This window comes from Streptomyces glaucus, assembly GCF_039533365.1.
Taxonomy (GTDB): Bacteria; Actinomycetota; Actinomycetes; order Streptomycetales; family Streptomycetaceae; genus Streptomyces; species Streptomyces glaucus.
In genome coordinates, this window is the sequence record NZ_BAAATK010000018.1 from 62,420 (window position 1) to 82,335 (window position 19,916).

28 protein-coding genes are annotated in these 19,916 nt (G+C 69.2%); 15 read left to right on the top strand and 13 right to left on the bottom strand.

Annotated elements, in window-relative coordinates; all coding sequences use genetic code 11:
• Window positions 1-44: 44 nt before the first annotated feature.
• The 10 genes from ABD363_RS15880 to ABD363_RS15925 form a co-directional block, all read right to left on the bottom strand.
• Window positions 45-500, bottom strand: a complete 456-nt coding sequence (locus ABD363_RS15880) for a phosphatase domain-containing protein (protein ID WP_344603869.1) — start codon at window positions 498-500, stop codon at window positions 45-47.
• Window positions 497-769 (bottom strand): hypothetical protein, encoded by a 273-nt coding sequence (locus ABD363_RS15885; RefSeq protein ID WP_344603871.1) that lies wholly within the window; start codon window positions 767-769, stop codon window positions 497-499. The genes ABD363_RS15880 and ABD363_RS15885 overlap by 4 nt, the downstream gene beginning before the upstream one ends.
• Window positions 766-1,275: a hypothetical protein gene (locus tag ABD363_RS15890; RefSeq protein WP_344603873.1), complete on the bottom strand. Its 510-nt coding sequence runs from the start codon at window positions 1,273-1,275 to the stop codon at window positions 766-768. The genes ABD363_RS15885 and ABD363_RS15890 overlap by 4 nt, the downstream gene beginning before the upstream one ends.
• A 149-nt stretch (window positions 1,276-1,424) precedes the next feature.
• Window positions 1,425-1,694: a hypothetical protein gene (locus tag ABD363_RS15895; RefSeq protein ID WP_344603875.1), complete on the bottom strand. Its 270-nt coding sequence runs from the start codon at window positions 1,692-1,694 to the stop codon at window positions 1,425-1,427.
• A gap of 232 nt (window positions 1,695-1,926) precedes the next feature.
• Window positions 1,927-2,589, bottom strand: coding sequence for a hypothetical protein (locus ABD363_RS15900; protein WP_344603877.1), 663 nt, complete (start codon window positions 2,587-2,589; stop codon window positions 1,927-1,929).
• 40 nt (window positions 2,590-2,629) lie between these two features.
• Window positions 2,630-3,277, bottom strand: a complete 648-nt coding sequence (locus ABD363_RS15905; RefSeq protein ID WP_344603879.1) for a hypothetical protein — start codon at window positions 3,275-3,277, stop codon at window positions 2,630-2,632.
• A 5-nt stretch (window positions 3,278-3,282) separates the two neighbouring features.
• Entirely contained in the window at window positions 3,283-4,194 is a 912-nt protein-coding gene (locus ABD363_RS15910) for a hypothetical protein (protein WP_344603881.1), read from the bottom strand.
• Between the two features lie 100 nt (window positions 4,195-4,294).
• Window positions 4,295-4,834 carry a hypothetical protein gene (locus tag ABD363_RS15915; protein ID WP_344603883.1) on the bottom strand — a complete coding sequence of 180 codons (540 nt, stop codon included), beginning with the start codon at window positions 4,832-4,834 and terminating at the stop codon, window positions 4,295-4,297.
• A 74-nt stretch (window positions 4,835-4,908) separates the two neighbouring features.
• Entirely contained in the window at window positions 4,909-5,184 is a 276-nt protein-coding gene (locus ABD363_RS15920) for a hypothetical protein (RefSeq protein WP_344603885.1), read from the bottom strand.
• 1 nt (window position 5,185) lies between these two features.
• The gene (locus ABD363_RS15925; protein ID WP_344603887.1) at window positions 5,186-5,329 is read right to left on the bottom strand and encodes a hypothetical protein; all 144 of its coding nucleotides are present in this window, start codon (window positions 5,327-5,329) and stop codon (window positions 5,186-5,188) included.
• Between the two features lie 144 nt (window positions 5,330-5,473).
• Between ABD363_RS15925 and ABD363_RS15930 the strand changes: the two genes are divergently transcribed.
• Complete coding sequence (locus ABD363_RS15930) at window positions 5,474-5,788, top strand: hypothetical protein (protein ID WP_344603889.1); 315 nt, start codon at window positions 5,474-5,476, stop codon at window positions 5,786-5,788.
• 92 nt (window positions 5,789-5,880) lie between these two features.
• Complete coding sequence (locus ABD363_RS15935) at window positions 5,881-7,035, top strand: tyrosine-type recombinase/integrase (protein ID WP_344603891.1); 1,155 nt, start codon at window positions 5,881-5,883, stop codon at window positions 7,033-7,035.
• Window positions 7,036-7,174: 139 nt separating this feature from the next.
• Here ABD363_RS15935 and ABD363_RS15940 read toward each other — a convergent pair whose 3' ends face one another.
• Together ABD363_RS15940 and ABD363_RS15945 are read right to left on the bottom strand one after the other, a co-directional pair.
• Window positions 7,175-7,402 carry a DUF397 domain-containing protein gene (locus ABD363_RS15940; RefSeq protein ID WP_344603893.1) on the bottom strand — a complete coding sequence of 76 codons (228 nt, stop codon included), beginning with the start codon at window positions 7,400-7,402 and terminating at the stop codon, window positions 7,175-7,177.
• Entirely contained in the window at window positions 7,399-8,280 is an 882-nt protein-coding gene (locus tag ABD363_RS15945) for a helix-turn-helix domain-containing protein (protein ID WP_344603895.1), read from the bottom strand. The genes ABD363_RS15940 and ABD363_RS15945 overlap by 4 nt, the downstream gene beginning before the upstream one ends.
• A gap of 358 nt (window positions 8,281-8,638) precedes the next feature.
• Between ABD363_RS15945 and ABD363_RS15950 the strand changes: the two genes are divergently transcribed.
• From ABD363_RS15950 to ABD363_RS16015, 13 genes are all read left to right on the top strand, one after another.
• A complete protein-coding gene (locus tag ABD363_RS15950; RefSeq protein WP_344603897.1) occupies window positions 8,639-9,517 on the top strand; it encodes an ATP-binding protein in 879 nt (292 codons plus the stop codon).
• An 89-nt stretch (window positions 9,518-9,606) separates the two neighbouring features.
• A complete protein-coding gene (locus ABD363_RS15955; protein ID WP_344603899.1) occupies window positions 9,607-10,053 on the top strand; it encodes a hypothetical protein in 447 nt (148 codons plus the stop codon).
• Between the two features lie 28 nt (window positions 10,054-10,081).
• Window positions 10,082-10,534: a helix-turn-helix domain-containing protein gene (locus ABD363_RS32655; RefSeq protein WP_425577988.1), complete on the top strand. Its 453-nt coding sequence runs from the start codon at window positions 10,082-10,084 to the stop codon at window positions 10,532-10,534.
• Between the two features lie 42 nt (window positions 10,535-10,576).
• The gene (locus tag ABD363_RS15970) at window positions 10,577-11,206 is read left to right on the top strand and encodes a hypothetical protein (RefSeq protein WP_344603901.1); all 630 of its coding nucleotides are present in this window, start codon (window positions 10,577-10,579) and stop codon (window positions 11,204-11,206) included.
• 277 nt (window positions 11,207-11,483) lie between these two features.
• A complete protein-coding gene (locus ABD363_RS15975; protein WP_344603903.1) occupies window positions 11,484-12,194 on the top strand; it encodes a hypothetical protein in 711 nt (236 codons plus the stop codon).
• Window positions 12,195-12,367: 173 nt separating this feature from the next.
• The gene (locus ABD363_RS15980; protein ID WP_344603905.1) at window positions 12,368-13,573 is read left to right on the top strand and encodes a radical SAM protein; all 1,206 of its coding nucleotides are present in this window, start codon (window positions 12,368-12,370) and stop codon (window positions 13,571-13,573) included.
• Entirely contained in the window at window positions 13,570-14,172 is a 603-nt protein-coding gene (locus ABD363_RS15985; RefSeq protein WP_344603907.1) for a 3'-5' exonuclease, read from the top strand. Before ABD363_RS15980 ends, ABD363_RS15985 begins: the two co-directional genes overlap by 4 nt.
• Window positions 14,094-14,753 (top strand): AAA family ATPase, encoded by a 660-nt coding sequence (locus ABD363_RS15990; protein ID WP_344603909.1) that lies wholly within the window; start codon window positions 14,094-14,096, stop codon window positions 14,751-14,753. The genes ABD363_RS15985 and ABD363_RS15990 overlap by 79 nt, the downstream gene beginning before the upstream one ends.
• Window positions 14,750-15,538 carry an aldo/keto reductase gene (locus tag ABD363_RS15995; RefSeq protein WP_344603911.1) on the top strand — a complete coding sequence of 263 codons (789 nt, stop codon included), beginning with the start codon at window positions 14,750-14,752 and terminating at the stop codon, window positions 15,536-15,538. The genes ABD363_RS15990 and ABD363_RS15995 overlap by 4 nt, the downstream gene beginning before the upstream one ends.
• A gap of 333 nt (window positions 15,539-15,871) precedes the next feature.
• Complete coding sequence (locus tag ABD363_RS16000) at window positions 15,872-16,321, top strand: hypothetical protein (RefSeq protein WP_344603913.1); 450 nt, start codon at window positions 15,872-15,874, stop codon at window positions 16,319-16,321.
• Window positions 16,322-16,362: 41 nt separating this feature from the next.
• A complete protein-coding gene (locus ABD363_RS16005; RefSeq protein ID WP_344603915.1) occupies window positions 16,363-16,707 on the top strand; it encodes a hypothetical protein in 345 nt (114 codons plus the stop codon).
• Window positions 16,707-19,166 (top strand): phage portal protein, encoded by a 2,460-nt coding sequence (locus ABD363_RS16010; RefSeq protein WP_344603917.1) that lies wholly within the window; start codon window positions 16,707-16,709, stop codon window positions 19,164-19,166. Before ABD363_RS16005 ends, ABD363_RS16010 begins: the two co-directional genes overlap by 1 nt.
• A gap of 2 nt (window positions 19,167-19,168) precedes the next feature.
• Complete coding sequence (locus ABD363_RS16015) at window positions 19,169-19,414, top strand: hypothetical protein (protein ID WP_344603919.1); 246 nt, start codon at window positions 19,169-19,171, stop codon at window positions 19,412-19,414.
• Window positions 19,415-19,416: 2 nt separating this feature from the next.
• Here ABD363_RS16015 and ABD363_RS16020 read toward each other — a convergent pair whose 3' ends face one another.
• Window positions 19,417-19,821 carry a hypothetical protein gene (locus tag ABD363_RS16020; RefSeq protein WP_344603921.1) on the bottom strand — a complete coding sequence of 135 codons (405 nt, stop codon included), beginning with the start codon at window positions 19,819-19,821 and terminating at the stop codon, window positions 19,417-19,419.
• Window positions 19,822-19,916: the final 95 nt, after the last annotated feature.

Genomic DNA, 19,916 nt, shown 5'->3' on the forward strand with positions numbered 1-19,916 from the left:
CGTGCGGGCGGCCCGAGCTTCACAGGCCCGGATGGGGTACTCCTTCACAGGGCATTGCCCCAGTAGCCGGGCAGCTTCGTGACGGGGATGCCCTCCCGCTCGGACAGGTGAGCCAGGCCGGGGTCAGCGCTCCACACACTGAGGTGCGGGAACTGGCGGTGCGCGGCGCGCAGCCGCTCCCGCTTCACCACGGCGCTAGGCCGGTGGTCGCCGCGGCCGCGCATCAGGACCAGGGTCGAGGGCACCCTGTGGCGGGTCAGCCACTGGGCCACGACGGGTGCGAGACGCTGGTCCCCGCCGGTCATGACGATGACGGTCTTCCCGCTCTTGTGTGCTTCCTTGGCGGCCCGCACGACGTCCCGGTTTGCGGGGCACTTGAGGATCGCCTGGTAGAACCTGGAGGCGTCGCTGGCCAAGCGGTGGATGCGCGTCACGTCGGCGAGGCCGCCCTCGAGGTCGAACGCGACCGCCTCACGCGGCGGGGCGATGACGGTGGTCACTCGGACTCCCCGTTGTAGACGCGGACCATCTTGACGGCTTTCTCCATGCACGAGGTGCATGCCCGGTGGTTGTGGCCGGGGCCGCATATCGCCGCGGCGAGCGCGTCAACGGCCCCGGTGGCGGTGATGCGGAGCAGGGCGGCGCCCTTCCTGCGGTGGCTGTCGCACGCCCGCGTCTTGCCGGGCCGGGAGTTCTCCCCGCACGCGATCAGGGCCAGGCGCTGTTCGAGGGCGGCGAGGTCACGGGTAGGGGCGAGGGGAGGGGTCATCGGTTGCAGTCCTTCGGCGCGCGTGACTTGTGGTGGACGATGGTCCGGAGTTCGCTGCCGACTTGCTCGTAAGCGGTCATCTCCTGGCAGGCGGTGCACCGGTAGGCGATGTATCGGCGCAACGGGTCGGTGCGGGACATGAGGTTGCCCTGGCGGCCGCCGGCCATCTCGCCGGGGCCCGGGTCCCCGCACCACTCACACGACGGGTCGTAGTGGGTGATGACGGGGGACGGCGCCCAGCTGGACCAGGTGATCGGGCGGCCGGTGTGCTCGGCGGGCAGGGGCGCCTCGGCGTACGTCGGCCGATCCGGGACGAGCCGCAGGTGACGGCCGCGGCGGTCCGGCTCTGGCTCCGGCAGAGGCTCGGAGACGCCAGCCAGGACAAGCCGCGGCTGCTCGGGCTCCGGCTCGCCCCGCAGGGAACGGAGGCAGGCCGGGCAGAGGCTGGACTCGGTGACCGGCCCGTCCCACGGCCGTACGCCTGGTGCCTGCTCTGCGTCCGGCACGCACTCCAGAGGCACGGTGAACACAGGCACCGCCGGGGCCGTGACCTCCTCACCTGCGATGTGAAGCACGGGGCGGCCCGCAGCACGCACCACCAGGCGGCCATTCCACACCGGCGCGGCGGCCGGCGCCTCCACAGCAAGAGCACCCATCACGGCTTCTCCCCTTCGACGAGGTGAAGGGCGCCAGCCACGTTGGCCCACATGTTTGCGACGTTGATCAGCTCGTCGCGCACCTGGGCCATGTCGTCCACCGTCTTCCGCAACTCGGCGATCCGGGCCTGTGAAAACCCGCGCTCCGCCGTCGCCTGCAGGTTTCCGAGCCGGAAGGCTTCAAGGGCCTCGTGGGCTTCTTCAGCGCAGGCAGCGAAGCGCGCGGCCTTGCGCGCGGCCTCGGCCGCCGTGATCTCGGGCTCGTTCATCGGGTCCTTCCAACGAGGAGTGGCACCAGAGTGGTCTTGGCATTCCTCCGGTACAGGTCCCGGCGAGCGACATGCACGTTGCGCCGGGCCAGGCACAGCGTGCCGGCCGGGACGTGGCACTCGGGGCAGGGCACGGAGTAGGCGCCCTGCTGGAAGCGGGCGGCGGTCGCGTGCGCGGCATCGTGGGCAGCGTCAGCGGCCGGCGAGGGGATGACGGCGGTAAGCAGGGGTATCACGCGCGGCCGCCCTTCCGGTCCGGGACGGTGATGTGCGGGCGCGCGTCCTCGGGAACGTCCTCGACGAGCCGATACCGCCACAGTCCCTCGCTGGTGGGCTCGTTGCCCCGCTCGTACCGAGCTTCGCCGCGGCCGGGCGCCGTGTCGTCGCCCCACTCGATCGGGACGGTGATGAGGCCGGCCGGGTGCGCCTGGGAGTGGATCGCCTCGCCGGGGTAGGTCAGGATGACGCCGCGGTACGGGCCATTGACGAACTGCACGACGACGTCCTCCACGGGCCCGTCGATCGCCGCGGCGGTCTTCTCCTTCTGCTGGCGGGCCCAGTCGAAGACCTCGACGGCCGTGGGCGTGGGGGAGTAGCCCAGGAGGCCGCGCAGGGCCGCGACGGTACAGAGCAGTTCGCCGTACGCGGCAACCGGGAAGTCGTCCCTCCAGCGGTCGCGGAGCAGCGAGCACGCGGCCTTGTCCGCGATCCCGGCGAGGTAGCTGTCGACGCTCTCCGCGTCGAGGAGGGTGCCACCGCGCGCGAACGCGTCGATGACCGTGTCAACGGAGTGGGCGCGGTCCCAGATCGGGGTGTGCGGCAGACCAGAGCGGACGAACGTTCGGACGTGCTGTCCGGAGGCGGTGACGACCTGCTCAGTGTCTTCTGTGCTCATGGAGGGGCATCTCCTTGTTCAGGCGAGGGCGGGCCAGCCCTCAGTTCCTGTACGTCGAACTGCCGGTTCCCGTTACGGTTTCCCCGTTTGCGCTGGTCAGCGGGCCGTGTAGTTCGACGATGACGAGAGACATGCGAGCGAGGCCGGTCTCCACGGGCGCGCCCATCTCGGGGTACGGGCCAAGCAGGTGCTCGTGATCGTCGTCCGGCAGCAGGTGCCGCACGCGGGGGAGGTCCGGGCTGGGGGTGACCAGCCCGTCGACGTACGCCTTCACCGTCGGGGCCCAGTTCAACGGGTCCCGGGAGCGGTTGAGCTTGCGCGGGTGCAGCACGTAATAGATCGCCGCGTACTGGAGCCGCGGGACGAGACCGAGGCCGATGAGGCTGGTGGCGTCCGCGCGGAGCTGCTTGCGGATGCGGTGCTCAACGCTCCAGTGCGGGTACCGCTTGTTGCTTGTCAGCATCTCCGCGGCGTAGGGCATGAGCAGGGTCCAGTGCCGTCCTGGGTTGGGCAGCCGGGCGAGGAGCGGCTCGACCGCGGGCGCGGGCGGGGTGGACGGCGGGCCTGGGTGCGCGGGCGGCTTCTTCCGGCCCTTCTTCTGTGGCAGCGCCACGGCGGCCGCCGCGGGCTGGGTACCGTGGCGGCGCGCCATGATCTGCTTGTACTGCTCGGCGGTCATGCGGACCACGGGGGTCAGCCCTCCAATGCGGCGATACCGGCTTCGGTGAGCCGCCAACGGTGGCCCGAGCCTGCCGTTTGCGTCGCGCTGTGCTCCTGGTCCTGGACTACCCATCCCTTCTTCTCCAGCTTCCGCACCGCAACGTCGACCTTCCGGCCCAGGTGCCCCCAAGCGGCGTTGCTGCGCTGGCTGGTATCCCGGATCGTGACGCATCTGCGGACATGGAAGGTGACCACCGCGCCGCTGTTGACGAGTCCCAACAGTTTCCGCTCCGCCGCGGTGGGCGGGGCCGGGGCGTTGAGGGTGCGGACCTTCTCCATGTAGGCGAGGCAGCGGCGGCAGTTGGCCGGGGCGTTGACCGGCTCGCTCAGGTGCAGCGGGTTCGTCCGGCCCGGCGTCTCGCACAGGCCGCGGTCGGCGAGGTGCTTGCGGGACCGGCCGGAGACCAGATCCTCCTTCGGTACCGCGTGCCGCAGCGATCCGCCTACGCCCGCGTGCCGGGTGTTCTCCCGGACGGTCATCTCGACGCCGGCCGCGGCCAGGGCCGCCTCCCAGCGACGCATCTCCCGCTCGAACCGCTCCCGCGTTCGCTTCTCCCGCAGCTCCTGCGCATCCCGGGCGCGCTTGCGGTCCTCAAGGACGCGCGCCGGCAACTCCGGGGTGAGACCTCGCTCGTCGGCGAGGATCAGCATCCAGCCCTCCCTGGTGCCGGTGGAGCGCAGGCCGCGGAACGGCCGGCCCAGGACAGCGGTGCACCAGTCGCCGCCGCGGCGCTGGACAACCTCCTGCATGTTCTGGATGGCCTGTTGGCTGATCGGGCCGTGGCTCTTACGCCGGGCCTCCGCCTGGATCTCCTCGTACTCGGGATACGTCGGTTCGGGGTCGGGCTCGGGGAGCAGGGCTGTGACGACGATGCGACGCGACATCGCGGAGTGTTCCTCTCTTCGGGGTGCCCGACGGTTGCTCTCCGCCGGATGGCGCCACAGTGGGCGCCGTACGGTTGCGCAGTGCGCGGGAGTTGAGGGGTTACCGGTCCTCGGGGCCAAACGCTTCATCGACGAGGGACTGTCGTCCCGATCGCAGGAACTCGGCGGCCTCCGGGAAGCCGGCAGCCTCGAGCTGATCGGCGGTCTCCAGGTCATGCATGGCCAGCACGGCGCGCGCGTATATAGGGGAGAGCGACGACCGCATGCCGCTCTCCTCGAACTGGCCCTTCACCACGCCGTACGCGGTCGGCTTGTCGGCCGCGGCCGAGCGACGCGCGGGCGGGCGGCGAGTGACGCCCGCCCGGTACGACGGGCCGCGGGAACCTCGGGGGACGGGGTGCTGCCTGATCCACTCGTGGCCGCGGGCGGTGAGCTTCACGGGCACGGTGTCGTCGTTGCCACCGGTGACGTACGGGCCGGCTTCGTCGGTGAGAGGGAAGAAGGTGCGGCGGGCCACCCGGTAGTCGGTGCCGGCGAGTCGGTAGTAGCCGCCGGTCTCCCAAACGAACGCGGCTCCGGTGTCGCCCTGCTGGGCGATGGTGCGCAGCAGTCTCTCAGTGGCCGCGGAGAAGTCGGGCATGGGTGTGCTCCTGAAAGGGGTCGAGCGGAGAATCGTTCTGGGCGAAGAATCGAACGGTTCGAACGGCAGTTGCGTTACGCCTTCTCGGGAGCGACCGCAGCGACCGAAGCGACCCACGAACGGCATAGCCACCGCAGAACGCCGGGGAAGGCGTGGAGCAGAAGCAGCACGGACGCGGCCGTGAGGGTCAAGGAGGCGTTCGCCAGGGCCCACCCGATGATGCCGGCCACCACGGCGGCCGCCATGACGAGGCCGATGCCGACCACGTCGAGCACGAGCGGGACGAGGGCAGGGTCCGCGAGGGCCAGGAGGACGAGGGCCCAGGCGAGGAGCTGCAGCTTGGCACGCATCTCAGCCCTCCTGCCGCTGGCCGTAGTAGCCGCTGGCCGGGTCGGTGGTGTCGGAGAGGTGGACGCGGAAGCCGTCGGCCGCGCAGATGTTCCGCTGCCCGTTGTGGTCGCGCTCGAACTGGACGCGGTTGATGAAGCCCGCCATCAGGTGCTCCTCGTCTTCGTGGTTCGGGCGGTGCTCTCCGCCCTCGGAAGAGACTCTACTGTGTTACTCGTCGGTAGCCGACAATAACTTCAATTGTTGTCGGTAATCTTGGCGAGACGTCAGGTTCCGATGAGAGGCGACCCCGTGACCGAGACCACCGCCCGCCCTGAGCCCGCCGACCCGTGCGGCAACACGGCCCCGCACCTGGCACACCGCAACTGGCAGTCAGAGCAGTGCGGCGTGTGCCCCGGCCGGGAGCAGGCCCGTCCGTCCCGCTATCCGCACCGGCTCCGCCTGTACGGCGGCCGGAACACCCACGCCGCCGAAAAGCTCGCCATCTCCGGCGACTTGTTGACCGCTTGCGACTACGACGCGGGGGCCGCCTACCACCGCATGCCGGACACCAGCGCCGTCACCTGTCGTGCCTGCCAGCGTGTCCTCGCCAAGGAGAAGGCGTAACCGATGGAGGCCCCACCGACCGCGTGGCCGGGGCACCGGACCGTCGCCGTGGTTCCCGGCCAGACCATCGCCGAGGTCCGGGAGCCTGCGGCATGAGCCTCCACGACGACGAGATCGTGGACGCTGAACTTGTCGACGACGGCGGCGCCCTGGCGCTCGTCGAAGAACCACCCGCGCGGCCGCGTGTCGACGCCAACACCGTGCTGCGTCCCGGCCAGGCCGTGCCCACCACGGCGGACCCGGGGACGCAGTACACCGAGCGCGACCTGTACGTCAGCGCGGAGACCGCGCGGATCCTAGACGAGGTCGACCCGGGCGATTCCGGCCCGATGAAGGCCTTCAAGGCGTGGTGTGCGGAGCAGGGGCGGGTGGCGAAGCCGTGCACCACGGCGACGTTCACCGAGTACAGCCGGTACCTGATGGAGCGGGGCCTCAAGGTCTCGACCATCAAGAACTACATGTCGCGGATCCGGACGGCCATGCCCGCAGGAGCGAAACCGGATAACAGCCTGTACCTGCGGCTCTTGGCCGACTACCGGAAGAAGAACAGGCGCGCGGTACGCACCCGGCAGGCGTTCCCCATCACGCTGCCGTACCTAGTCCCGATGATGGAGAAGGCCGAGGCGGACGGCCGGCCAGTCGGGATCCGCGACGCGGCCATGCTCGCCTTCGGGTACCGGTTCCTCGGGCGCAGCATCGAGGACGCGAACCTCGAGATCGAGGACCTGACCATCATGGACGACCGAATCCTGGTCTGGCTCCCCGAGGACAAGACGCACAAGGACGAGGAACAGACCATCCCCTTGAGGGACCGGCCAGACCTCCAGCTCGTGCCGCGGATGCGCCGCTGGCTGGGGTACCTCGCCGAGCAGGGCGTCACGACCGGCCCCGTCTTCCGGCACCTCCTGAAAAACGGCAAGCCCGCCACCGAGGCGACCCGGGCGAAGACGGCCACGAAGCGGGGCGTCCACCTTCGGGGGCACGTCATCAACGAGCGGGTGAAGTTCTGGTTCGCCGCGGCCGGGCTGGTCAGCGACGGCCGACCGGTCACTTCACACGGCCTGCGGGCGGGTGGCGCCACCGACCTGGCGCAGAGCGGTGCTACGGATCAGGAGCTGGAGGAAGCCGGCCGTTGGGCCCCGGGGTCATCTATCCCGCGCAGTGTGTACGTCCGCCCGGCCCGAGCCGAGAAGAGGGACCCGTTCGACCGAGTCCCCGTACACGCTCCCGAACGCGAACCTGAGTGATTCTCGGATAAGCGGGTGGTCGCCTCTACACTGTGCTACGCACCGTCCCCTTTGTTGCTGGGGGCGGGTAGGACGATGGAGACGGCCCCCCTCACTGTGCCTGGGGGGGGCCGCCACGTTCAGCGTTTGCAGCGGTGGATCAGGCGCGGATGCCGAGTTCGCCCGCACTGAGGGATGCCACGAAGGCGGCCCACGACGACCGCGGGAAGACGAGCGCGGGGCCCGCCTTGTCCTTGGAGTCGCGGATGCCGATCTCGGACGCCAGGTTCGCGGCCTCGACGCAGTTGCCTTCCGCGCCGCTGCTGTAGGAGGACTTGACCCAGGCCCCTTCGGGGGCCAGGTCGGTGGACTTGCGGGTTCGGTTCACGTTGTCAACCTTCGTTCCAGGTCCTTGCGGACTTCATCAATGAAACTCGGCGTCTCGTGGGGTGTGAGCGCCGCAGCCCGCAGGGCTTCAAACCTGCGGGAGTACCTGCCGACCTCGGGTTTCTTGTCGGTGATGCTGGCCTGGCCTCCAGGCTGGTCGGCTTGGACGATCTTCCCCAGTGGCTCGCCCATGTCGAGCAGCGCGAAGTTCTGGCTGGCTCGGTAGCCCGTCGATGCCGCCGGCAGTATCTGGATCGTCACGGTGTCGAGGGACGCCAGGCGCTTGATCTCCTCGTACTGCTCGGCCATCACCTCTCGGCTGCCGATCGTGCTTCGGATGCTGTCCTCGCTCATGATGACCCACAGCTCGCGCGGGTCCTCCTTGGTGATAAGCGCCTTGCGGGCCATGCGCATTTCCACGTCGGCGTCGATGAACTCCGTGGTGGTCTCGTCGACGGCCTTCGCGGACAGCAGAAGCTCGCGCGCGTACCGCTCCGTCTGCAGGAGTCCGAACACGAGCGACGGCTGCCACGCCGCGATCGACAGGGCGTCGGTCTCCATGCCCACGTACTCGCGCATGCCCTTGGGCAAGTGCGCGGAGTACGGGACCCACCAGCCCTCTTGCAGCGATTCCCGGTGGATGACGAGCAGGCTCTCGACGACCTCGGGATCCTCCACCTGGTAGTGCGCGAGGAGCTTCTTCAAGTCGGTCGGGTTGGGCAGGCTGGTCCTGCCCTTCTCCACGCGCCACAGCTTTTCGGGGGAGAACCCCAGGGCCGAGGCGACGTCCTCGCGTCGCAGCCCGAGGTCTTCCCTCATCCTCGTGAGCACCTTGCCCAGGTGCACCCGCCTGCTCGTCGGTCCCTTCGGTGCGGCCACTGGTCATCCCCTCTGTCGTGCCGAGGCACGCGCCGATCGAGTTGGGTCTGCCCGTCCTCGAGTCCGGTTCATGCATCCCGGAGTCCAGTTCAAGCCTCCCCAAGTGCTCCTTGGCTCTGCTCGAGTTGGAAGTGTGCCACCCCAAGTTCACCTTGCACAGCCAGGAGCTCGATCACCCGCATATGCCATTCGTCGTGAAAATTGCACGCTCCATTGCACGGTAACTGTGTCATGCATGACAGTAGTTGAGCCACGGCGCAGCGTGACTGAAAGCGGTCGGCGTCCCGACTTCGCTATGCCCTGAGTCGTGCCACTCCCCGCTCGCTGGCCGTCCGGAGGTTTCGGAATGACACTCCCCGTGCTCACACGTCAGGAAGGAATCCGGACGGCCATCGAGGTGTCCATCGAGCGGCGCCCTGCCCCCGACGCCGGGAGCCTCTCCGAGAGGGATGCCGTATGGCCGCAGCGTCTCCGCCGGATCGCCCGCGCGGCGCTGACCTACTGGGGCCGGCCTGACCTGATCGACAACGCCGAACTGCTGCTGACGGAGCTCGTGACCAACGCCCTCCGGCACGGCCACGGCCGCACCATCGGTCTCCGCATGTACCTGTCTGGCGGCCGCTTCCGGATCGAAGTACAGGACGCCTCCCCCGACCGTCCCGAGCTGCGCTACGCCTGCCCCACCGACGAGAGCGGGCGCGGCCTCTTCCTCGTGGACGCCCTGGCCGAAGCCTGGGGCGTCAGCGACGACGGCACAACAACTTGGTGCACCCTCCCCTTGACCGAAGGACCATCGGACATGGAACCCGCCGCCGTGACCGCGCCGGTCTTACGCGAGGCGCTGCTGCACCTGCCGACCAACCCCAGTGCCGTGGCGGCCGCCCGCATCTCCGGCCGCACCAGGCTCACGATGCTGGACTGGCCCGGGAACGTGCACGCAGCGATCGACGTCCTCGGCTGCCTCGTCGACAACGCCGTGAAGTACGGCCTCACGCCGGGAAAGACCGGGCAGAAGCTCTCCGCCCGTCTCGGCGTCACCGAGACCCACGAACTCGTCATCGACGTCACGGACCCGAACCCGAACTTCCCGAACTTCACCGACGCCACCGACGGCACGCTGGGCCGGGGCCTGTGGAAGGCGCGAGAGCTCGGCTCCCAGCTCTCGTGGTTCGTCGCTCCCGACTTCGAGGGCAAGACCGTACGTGCCGTCATCAAGCCGGGGGAGGCGGACCGGTGAGCGCCTCGGTTACGGCGCTGCCGACCAGTGCCGAGATGATGTCCCGGCTGGATGAAGCAGCGGGGACAGGTCGGGAGCCGGCCGCTGACATGAGGGATCTCGCGGCGGCGATCCGCGCCCTCCTGGGAGTCGAGGCACGCCGCAACACACGCGTACGCCTGGGGGGCAACGTCTTCGACGTCGTCATCACCGGCGCAGGCCTGCAGGCCCGCCGCGCCGTCGCGGTGATGGACCAGGTTCAAGGCCGGTGCGGGCCCGTCATCGAGGACCCCGAAAGCGGGTGGCTGTACTGGCTGGTCCCGCCCGGGACATCCAGCCGGTGGGCCCCGCACCCTCACGCCGTATGCCTCGGTGCCCCGCACACCCTCACCCTGCCCCCGCTCAACCGGAACGCCCCGCCCGGCCCCTACTGGCTCCGCCCGTCAGCGAGCGACCGTCTCGTACCGGCCGGACCGCTCCGCGACGCGCTCGACCGGTTCCGGCCCGAGCCGGCCCCCCACGCCGCTCTCGAGGCCGTGCTCGGCATCACCGGATAGCCCTCCCGACGTTCAAGGAAGCACCCTCATGCAGAAGGCGCCGCAATCCGAATCACGGCATTCCGACTGGCCACCCCCGCACAAACGGGTGAGGGGAGAGCAGAGACAGCAGTTGGCGCAGTTGTTGAAGACCAAGTACGACGCGGGAGCGTCGATTCGAGAGCTTGCTGCTGAGACCGGACGGTCGTACGGCTCCATAAACCGACTTCTTCACGAGATCGGCGTGACCTTCCGCGGGCGTGGTGGCAGTCGAAACGAGCGCACCGTGAGGTCCAGCAGTCCGCCCTCGAGGAAGCGGAGTTCGCCCCATCGGGTTGCGAAACCGCAGCGGGCGGAGCTGGCGGCCACGTTGAAGCACGAGTACGAGGCCACCCAGGCGACCATCGGCAGCTTGGCGAGGAAGCACGGACTGAATTACAGCCTGGTCCGCACGCTTCTCCACGAAGCCGGCGCGAACGTCCGCCAGGGCGCCCCGGCGTAACCCCGCCACCACTTCCTCTACAGCCGACTCCCGGGGAACACTGTGAACCAACTGATCGTGCCGTACGTGACGCCGTGGACGGGGGAGAGCACGTCGGCCCCGCCCGTAACCGTCACCGCGTCCGGCGTCGCGTACGCCGACCCGGTACAGGACGCCCTCGCGCGCGACGTGGACGGCGTGCTGTGGACGCTGTGCGGCGGGACGGCCACCGGCAGGCCCGAGTACGCGGCTCAGCTGCACCCCGAGCGGCAGCGGACCGCCATGGAGAACCTGCTCTGCGCGTGCTGCAAGAAGCAGGCCGCCCGCGACGATCGGGGAATGTTGTGGCTCCTCCCTCTCCTCGACGACACCGAGCGTTGGGAGGGCGTGCACTCCGCGATCCCGCCCATGTGCGGGGCCTGTGCGGAGTCAGTGCCGCGCCTGTGCCCGTGGTTGCGCGAGGGCCATGTGCAGCTCCGCGTGCGAGAAGCCGAACCCATCGGCGTCCGGGGGACGCTTCACCCCCGTCCCTGCGAGTCTGGCGCGCCGGAGCCGGGCGTCTTCGTTCGGTACGACTCCCCCGATCTGCCGTTCGTCGTCGCGCGGGAAGCCGTGCGCGAGCTGCGAGGCACCACTGTGGTCGCCCTCGTCGCGTCGATCGGCGGGCCCCGGCGAGGAGGCCGATCGGAGTGAGACGCCGTCGCAAGAGGGGACCGCAGGACATGACTCCTGCGGAGCGCCAGGGGTACAACATCGCGCGGATCCTCAACCCCCCGAAGCCCTCGTGGGCGGATCGGCTGAGAAAGCTTCCTTGGGCCGTCGAGGACTGGTGGCATGAACGCGTCATGCATCGTGATCTGTACCGCCGCTTCGCCGCAGCCAGGGAAGTTCTACACCTGCTCCAAGCCACCGAGCTTGGAGAACAGGCCGGAGACCGCCTGTCGCCTTCCCCCGACAAGAGGAAACGATTATGAACTTATCGCAGCCGGCCACCTCGTCCCGCAAGCTCCTTGAGGAGGCCTTGGCCGACGCCCGCTTCGTGGCACGAGTCGAAGCTGGGGACGGCGGCGCCCTGGACCTCGTCGTGCTCAGCCACAAAGCGCCTTTCGACCGTGCCGTCGCGGCCGCCCGCGAGTGGCTGGCCGAAGCGGGCATCGACGGCAGTGCCGCGTTCAACGACCTTCAGGACGTCGTCCTCACCCTGCCCACGTCCGGCGCCGTAGAACGACTCGTCGAGGTCCTGCTGGAGCCGCACATCCGCGCCTACACCACCATCACCCAACTGGGCGAGGCACTGGAAGACCACGGCCTGCTCAGCAACATCACCGCCGGCGGGACGTGCACCGTCGAACTGGGCCTGTCCGACGAAGGCCTGGCCTCAGCGGTCGAGTTGGCCTCTCTGCTCGGCGCCCCCAGCATCAACGGCGGCCTCGACCTGAGTGATCTCGATGGGATGGACCGCCTCGCCGATCGGTTGCAGTGGCTCATATCCGGGGTGGTCGGATCCGAGGTATCCGCGAAGGCGAGCCCCGGGTGCGCCCACGAGCAGGAAGAGATCACGCTCTACCTCACCGTGGAGCAGGCACGCGGCCTGACACAGCGTCTCGTCTGCTCGGCGCGCAACGCTTCAAGCGCCGCGGCAACGGTCGGCGTTGATCTGGTGAGCACGCCCGCCGCATAGACCCCTGTTCGGCGGCCCGGAGAGCACGGTCCTGGGTCGTTGGGCAGGCACAACTCCCGGCGCGGGGACTACAGACCGGATCGTGTCCCCCACGGCAAGGTCGTACAACCCCGCGCCGGGCCTCGGAAGCTGTTTGCCGAGCAGAGAGCACACGACACGAGGAGAAAGCCCTAGTGGAACATTCACCGTCACCGAACCCCGCCTCCGCCGGGCGCCGAAAGCGCGCGCTGCCGCTGCTGACACCCGAGGAGATCAAAGGGCTGAAGCCGAAGCTCTCCGACGTAATCGAATACCGCAAATCCGGACTTTCGCTCAACCACGTCATCGGATGCCCTCTGGAGTGCGGGTACTGCATCCGGCACCTGTACGACAACTGGGCCATGAAGACCCCGCGGCTGCTGATGAGCGACGAGGAGGCCGTGGCCGCACTGACCGGGCACCGGTACTTCCGCCCGCACATCACCCCCGTGCAGGTGTTCAACAAGGCCACCGACCCGATGCTGCCTGGCGTCAAACCGCACACGTTCAACACGCTGCGGCTGCTGGACGAGCAGGGCCTGACCAACCACGTCCTGGTGATCACGCGGTGGCGTGTCGACCCCGAGGACTGCCAGGTACTGAACAGCTACCAGAACCTGAAGGTGACCGTGCTGGTCACGCACTCGAACATCCAGCACCGCGGCATCGAGCCGGTCGACTCGAGCATCGCCGCCAACAGCTTGAAGATTCTGCACGAGCACGCCGACCGCTACAGGGTGATCCTGTACTGGCGGCCGATCGTTCCCGGCCTCAACGACTCCGACGAGGACATCGCCCGCGCGGTCGAGCTGTCCCGCCACGCGCACGCCACCGTCTTCACCGGGCTGTTCTACCGGAAGGAGATCGCTGCCTACTACCAGGAGATGGGCCTGCCCGAGCCCTACGACACCACCGCCCGCCGCAAGATCATGCCGGAGACGCTGGAGTCCCGCATCCTGGCAGCCTTCCACCGCCCCAGCGACAAGGAGCAGCCCTTCGGGCCACTGTTCCGTAAGACCTCCTGCGCGGTCTCGTACGCCCACCGGGTGCCGGACTACAACGGCCACTACGGCATCCGGGAACTGTGCGACATCTGCCCGGTGAAGCAAGTCAGTCTCTGCGCGCAGGCGTGGAAGGCACCTGCTCAGCAGGACGCCGACCGCGCGGCCGCCGAGCTCGGTGCGACCGGGCCGGTGGAGATCACCGATCGGGCGATCATCACCGAGGGCCTGGACGAACAACCGAGGTACTACCTCCAGCACGGCTACGGTTTCCAGGTCCACGACCGAAGCCATCCTCACCGACCGCGGCGGCACGGCCGCGCGGAAATCGGCTGGGAGGAAGGAACCTCACGCCCGTGAACTATGCCGGCTGGCCCCGTCCCCTCCTGGTAGTCGACGTGGAGGGGAACGGGGCCAATCCGCCCGACCTTGTCGAGGTCGCTCTCCTGCCCGTTGAGGACGGTCGGGTACACCCGGACCGGGCCCGCCAGTGGCTCATCCATCCCCCCGTCCCGATTCCGGGCCACATCATCCGCATTCACGGCATCACCAACGAAATGACCTTCACGTCGCCGCGTTGGCCAGCCGTCGCGGAAGAAGTCGGCGCAGCCCTTGAAGGGGCGTGGATCGTCGCCCACAACGCCGGCGTCGAGTACGGCGTTCTTACCCGACACCTGCCCGACTGGCAGCCGGCGGGGGTCATCGACACCCTCCGCCTGGCAAAGGCCGCCCTTCCGGGTCACAAGGGATTCGGTCTCGACGCGCTCCTGACGCACACCAGTATCCCCCTCGACGGCGTCGCCGGCACCCGGCACCGCGCCACCTACGACGCCCACGCCACTGGCCTGCTCCTCCTCCACCTCGCCCAGCACTACAACACATGGCAGGAGATCGCAGCCGTAGCCGTCCCACCCGGCATGCCCGGACGCCTTCAACACGAGGAGAACACCCTGTGGTGACCACCCCCGTTCGCATAGCTGTCGCCGGAACCCACTCCACCGGCAAAACCACCCTCTTGCACCGGCTCGAGGCGGAACTGCGGGCCCGCGGGCACGCAGTGGCCCGCACCCCCACCTCGTTCGCCGCCCAGGCGGCCGACCTCGGCTTCCCCAAGCTCCAGCAGCAGAGCGCCGAGTGCACCGAATGGATCATCGCCGCCTCGGCCGCGGCCTCAGCGCAAGCCACCCTGGCCGCCGGCGTCGTCCTGATCGACCGATCCGCCCTCGATCCGGTCGCCTACTACCTTGCCGCGCTCGAACGCGGCGACCGGCAACCGCCCGCCAGTGCCAGCCAGTACCTGGAAACTCTCGCACGCGCCTACGCCACCGGATACGACCTGTTGCTGGCCACCGTGCTCGACCCGGACGTGCCGCTGGGCGACCACCGCGACCGTGACCTCGACTACCGGGCGGCTGTAGACGCCCACCTACACCGGCTCCTCGACACCGTCCCCCACCAGAAGGTCCGCAACCACCCTTCCGATCTGGAGGCCGCCGTCCAAGCCGCTGTGACCACCGTCGAGAAAAGGGCCGGCCGATGAGCCTCGCTCCGCCGGCGGGCACTCTCACCCTCGCCGGAAAGACCGTCTCCAGGCTCGGATATGGCACGATGCAGCTCACCGGCCCCGGCACCTGGGGCGATCCGCCGGGCACCACGCAGGCCGTCGCTCTGCTGCGCAGCGTGGTCCACGAACACGGCATTACGCACATCGACACCGCCGACGCCTACGGCCCCCACATCGTTGAGCACCTCGTCCACCGGGCCCTGCACCCCTACCCTGCGCATGTGGTCATCGCCACCAAGGTCGGCATGATCCGCCCCGGCCCGAACGTATGGAAACCGCTCGGCCGCCCCGACTACCTCCGCGCCGCGGTCGAGCAGAGCCTGCGCCGACTCGGCACGGACTGCCTGCCCCTGTGCTATCTGCACCGCATAGACCCGGCCGTTCCCTTCCTCGACCAGATCGGTGCCCTTGCTGAGCTCCAGCAGGAAGGCAAGATCGCCCACATTGGCCTGTCCAAGGTCACCCCGGCTCAGATCGACCTCGCCAGCACAGTCATCGACGTGGCCGCCGTCCAGAACAAGCTCAACCGGGCACTTCCCGAGGACGCGGCGCTCACCGTCGAGCACTGCCGGACCCGAGGCATCCCCTACGTTCCGTACGCGCCTCTCAACGCCGGGGCCCTCATCCAAGATGGCGGAGCCGTGGCTGCCCTCCGTTGGCTTCTGGACCTCGGCCATCACATCGCACCAATCCCCGGAACCGCCTCACAACACCACCTCAAGCAGTTGATCAACGCTGCGGTCCGGGGAGAAACCGCGTAAAGGCACTCCCCGGCCGAGGGTGTAACAGAAAAACGTCATCGACGGCCCGGTACTCCTGAAGGTGCGGCCAGGGGACATGTCCCCTGGCCGCACCTTCAGGAGTACCGGGCCAAGTGCGCGGGCCTGTCCTGGCACCCCGGCGACCAGCTTCCGGACAACACCGTCCCGTACAACGCGCTGGGCGTCGCGCACTACCTCAAGGGCGAGCCGTTCTCCGTGCACGGCTGGGAGAAGCCTGCGTAGAGCGCCAGGTGTAACAGAACACGGCCGTTGACGTTCCGGGTGTGAAGGGGGTTGCGCTTTATGTCAACCCCGCAGTGACCTGGAGGAACGGTGACGACCGCGACAGCCCCCCTCTTGACCAGGACCGGCCGCTCCCATCTGCAGGAGAGCCTGTTCGCCTGGCTTGACCCCCAGGACCCGCCGGCTCCGGGGAAGAAGCCGGATCTCTCCCATGTGTGGGTGGTAGCTGCTGAGATCGAGGTGACTCCGAAGATCGCGCGCGTCGCCGACTTCCGGGGCAGCTTCAAGACCGCCGAAGGGCAGCGTGTCGACGCGCTCGAGGTGTATTGCAAGGGCTGCCGCCGCCCGTACGACGAGGTCCGGGGCGACGACTGCGCCGCGAGGATCGACAACACGCACCTGATCGGCGGGGACCAGAGCAAGCGCGCGAAGCGGAAAATCCCCGTTCCGCCCGCGAACGCGCGGATCATCCCCGGCGGCACCATCAACCGGCGCGGCATCGGCGCCTACGTGTCGGGGGTATCCCGCCCCAAGCGCTGAGCGCGCGACACTAACGCCGCACGCTGTTCATGGTGCGCGGCGTGACTACTCAGCGAACCTCCAGGGCCCTCGCCCGCGAAGCCGCCGGCTTGTGCCTCACCGCCTTCGGCGTGCTCGGTGTCCTCGTGGCGCTGGGCACACTCCACTGGGCTGCGGCCTCCACCGCCGCAGCGGGCGGACTTGTCATCACCGGCCTGACCCTCGCCCCCAAGCCGGACGCCCCCCGCTACGCCCACATCCTGCGCTGGACGGTCTGCACGATCGGATACGGCGGCGCCACCGCCTGCGCGTTCGTGGTCAGCGCGCCCATCGGCTGGATCTACGTAGCCCTTGCCGTCATCGCGGCCGGCCTTCGGCTCGCCACCCGTGAGTCCGAGGGGGCCTGATGCCCCGCCAGTTCCTTCCCACGCTCCGCGGCCTCCTCACCCCCAGAACCGCCGAATCCCCGCCCCCGCCCGCGGAGACGAAGGACCTCCTCGCCGGCGGCGTCTACACGTCGATGTCCTACGCCGGCGTCACGAACGTCTGGGGGACCCCGGGCCGCGCGGACGGCTGGGACCTCGAGCGCGTCGTCATCGAGGGCTACGAACGCAGCATCTGGACCTTCAAGAGCGTCGAGGCGATCAGTAAGCACGCCTCCACCCTGCCCATACAGATCGGCCGCGGCGGCGACGAGCGGGAGTTCAAGGAGACCCTTGAGGACCACCCGCTGCTGCGGCTGCTGAACAAACGGGCCAACCCCCTGGAGACCGGCGACGTCTTCAAGAAGCGGCTCAGTGCCCAGCTGTTGCTCAGCAAGAAGGGCGTGTTCATCGAGAAGACCAAGAGCCGCGGCGGAGTCCTGGTCAGGCTCGACCTGCTGCCACCGGACCGCGTCCAGATCATCCCGGACGAGCGGAACGCGGCGTACGTGAAGCATTTCGAGTTCACGGACTACGCCGGGAACGTCCGAGAGCTCAAGCCGGAGAAAGTGATCTGGCTACGCGATCCGCACCCCACCGATCCGTTCTGCGGTGTGACCCCGCTCGAGGCCGCCGGCCTGTCGGTAGACCTGGATGTGAAGGCGCGCACCTACAACATCTCGTTCATCGACAATGACGGCAGACCGGGCGGAATCGTTGGTATCGACCTGGACGGCGTCGACTCCGCCGAAGTCGAGCGGATCCAGCGGCGCCTTGCCCCCGGTGCGCACAACGCGGGCCAGCTCACCCTCGTTGGTACCGGCCCCGGCGGCGTCACCTACGTGGATACCTCCGCCCGCCCGCGGGAGATGGCCTACGAGACGCTGTCCGCCACCGCGAAAAACGAGATTCTCTCGGCGTTCGGCGTGTACGAGTCCGTCATCGGCAACGCCAGCGAGCGGACGTTCAACAACGCCGACCGGGAAGAGTGGAACTTCTGGGCACACACCGAGCTGCCCCACCTCAACCTGATCGCCTCGGCGTTCGACCCGGACCTGCCCGACGACTGGGTGATCCGGTTCGACACCTCCCGGGTGCAAGCGCTGGAGTTCCCCCGCCGCCAGGCCCGCGAGGAAGCCCGTAAGGAGTTCGAGGCCGGGCTGATCAGCATCGACGAGTACCGGGAGATCGCCAACCGCCGACCGTTCAACACCCCCCAGTCCCGTGCCCTGTGGATCAGCCCGCAGAAGGCGCCCGTACCGGCCAACGACAGCGACGCGGCCGCCCTCGGACTCGCTCCGGAGCCCGGTCTTGGTGGCGGCTTTGGGGCCGACCCCGCCGCCGCGCCGCCCCCGGAGCCCGGTGACGGGTCCGCCGCCGCGGACGTCGCAGCGGCCCGTGCTCTTGAGGAGTCCCCGACGGCGGCGGACGACGTCGCCATGGCCCGCGGGCAGGCACCCCGCGAGCTGCCCGCCGGGCCGGCCGCGACCGCGGCGGACGACGTCGCAGCCGCCCGCGCCGAGAGCACCGACACGCTCCCCGGGGACGCGGCCGACGACGTCGCGGCCGCCCGCGCCACCCGCCTACAGCCGACGTCCGGGCCCGCAGCGGAGGACGTCGAGGCCGCGCGCACCCAGCTCGAGACGAAGGCACTCCCTCCGGACGGATTCGAGGTCACCGAAGCCGACTTCGACGCCCTGGCCACGGCCGTACAGGCGGCCCTCGCCGCCCTTCTGGCACGCCAGAAGGGCGTCATCATCGCCCGGCTCCGCGCCCCGAAGATCCGCAAGCACACCCGGTTCTGGCAGCCGGAGAACGAACACGACACCCGCGGCGGCGACGCAAACATCGACGAGGACCGCGTCGTCAGCGCCGCCCGCTGGGCTGAGGAGACCACCAACAGCCTCGCTCCGATGCTCCAGCAGGCCGCGGCCGCCACCGCCCGCAGGCTGAGCCGCGCCCTCACCGGTGCCGCCACCGTGCCCCCGGCCGCGGTCGCTCCCGCCCTCCTCGCCGCGATGAATGCGGGACAAGCCATGACCGGTCTCCTCGGCGACCTCGCTGACGAGCTGCGCAGCATGCAGACCTTGGCGGTCGAGATCACGCTCGCGGACCTGGAACGCACCGTTGCGAGGTTCTACGAGGACGCCGGCCTCGGATGGGCGTCCCGCGTCGCCGAGACATGCGCCGTGTCGACCATCAACGGCGCCGCTGACGCCGCGGCGGAGAGTGCCGGGCCCGGAGTCGTTCGGACCTGGATCACACGCCAGGACGACCGCGTGCGGCCCGCGCACAAGGCCCTGCACGGCAAGACGCTGCCCGCCGGCACCCCGTACGAGATCGACGGTTCCCAGCTCCGCTACCCCGGCGACCCCTTCGCGCCGATCGCGCTGACGGTCAACTGCCGTTGCCGCCTGCACTACGACACCGATCCCAAGGAGTGACCGTGAGACGCATAGCCGCTTTCTGCCGCAGGAACACCAGCGCCCTGCTGTGGGGCGCGTGGACGGCGTTCTTCTTCATCTACGAGGCCATCGCCCTGTTCAACAAGCGGGACGACGACACCCTGAGCGAGAACACCCGCAAGCTGTTCCGGATCCGCAGCTCCAAGGCAGGCCGAGCGCTGTTCACCGTGATCCTCGGCGGAGGCGCGGCGTGGTTCCTGCTGCACATCCTCACCGAGACGATGTGAGGTCAGCGCCGCTTTCCAAGGCTTGGCAGACCACCTGGAACGGCCCTGACGCTGCTGCTCTGGCCCTCGATGGGCGTCACCTTGCCGGGCGGCACATCACGCCACCCCGGCGCCGGTTCGGTGACCCGCTTGATCGTGCCGGAGATCCGCCGCGACTTCCTCCGCCGCGGCCTGGAAGGGGCCGGCTCAGGGATATAGGTGCGCTGAGCCGGCTTCGCCCGGTCCTCCTCCAGCGTGCTGCGCTTCGCCGACTGCCATGCCGGCCCCCGGAACGGCGTGATGATCGCCCGCTCCGCCTCCCACCCCGCGCGGAGCCTGCGCTCCAGTACCCCCCGGGAGACGACACACCGGTCGTCCTTCGCCCAGTTGGCCGCCGTCTTGTTCTCGCCGAATGCTGAGATAGCCATGCCGAGCCCCCTCGATGACGATGTCCAGACCGTACCCAGTTGAGTGGCGGCGCAGGCGCGCTGTGCAGCACGCGACGCTAACCAGCTGTGGTGTG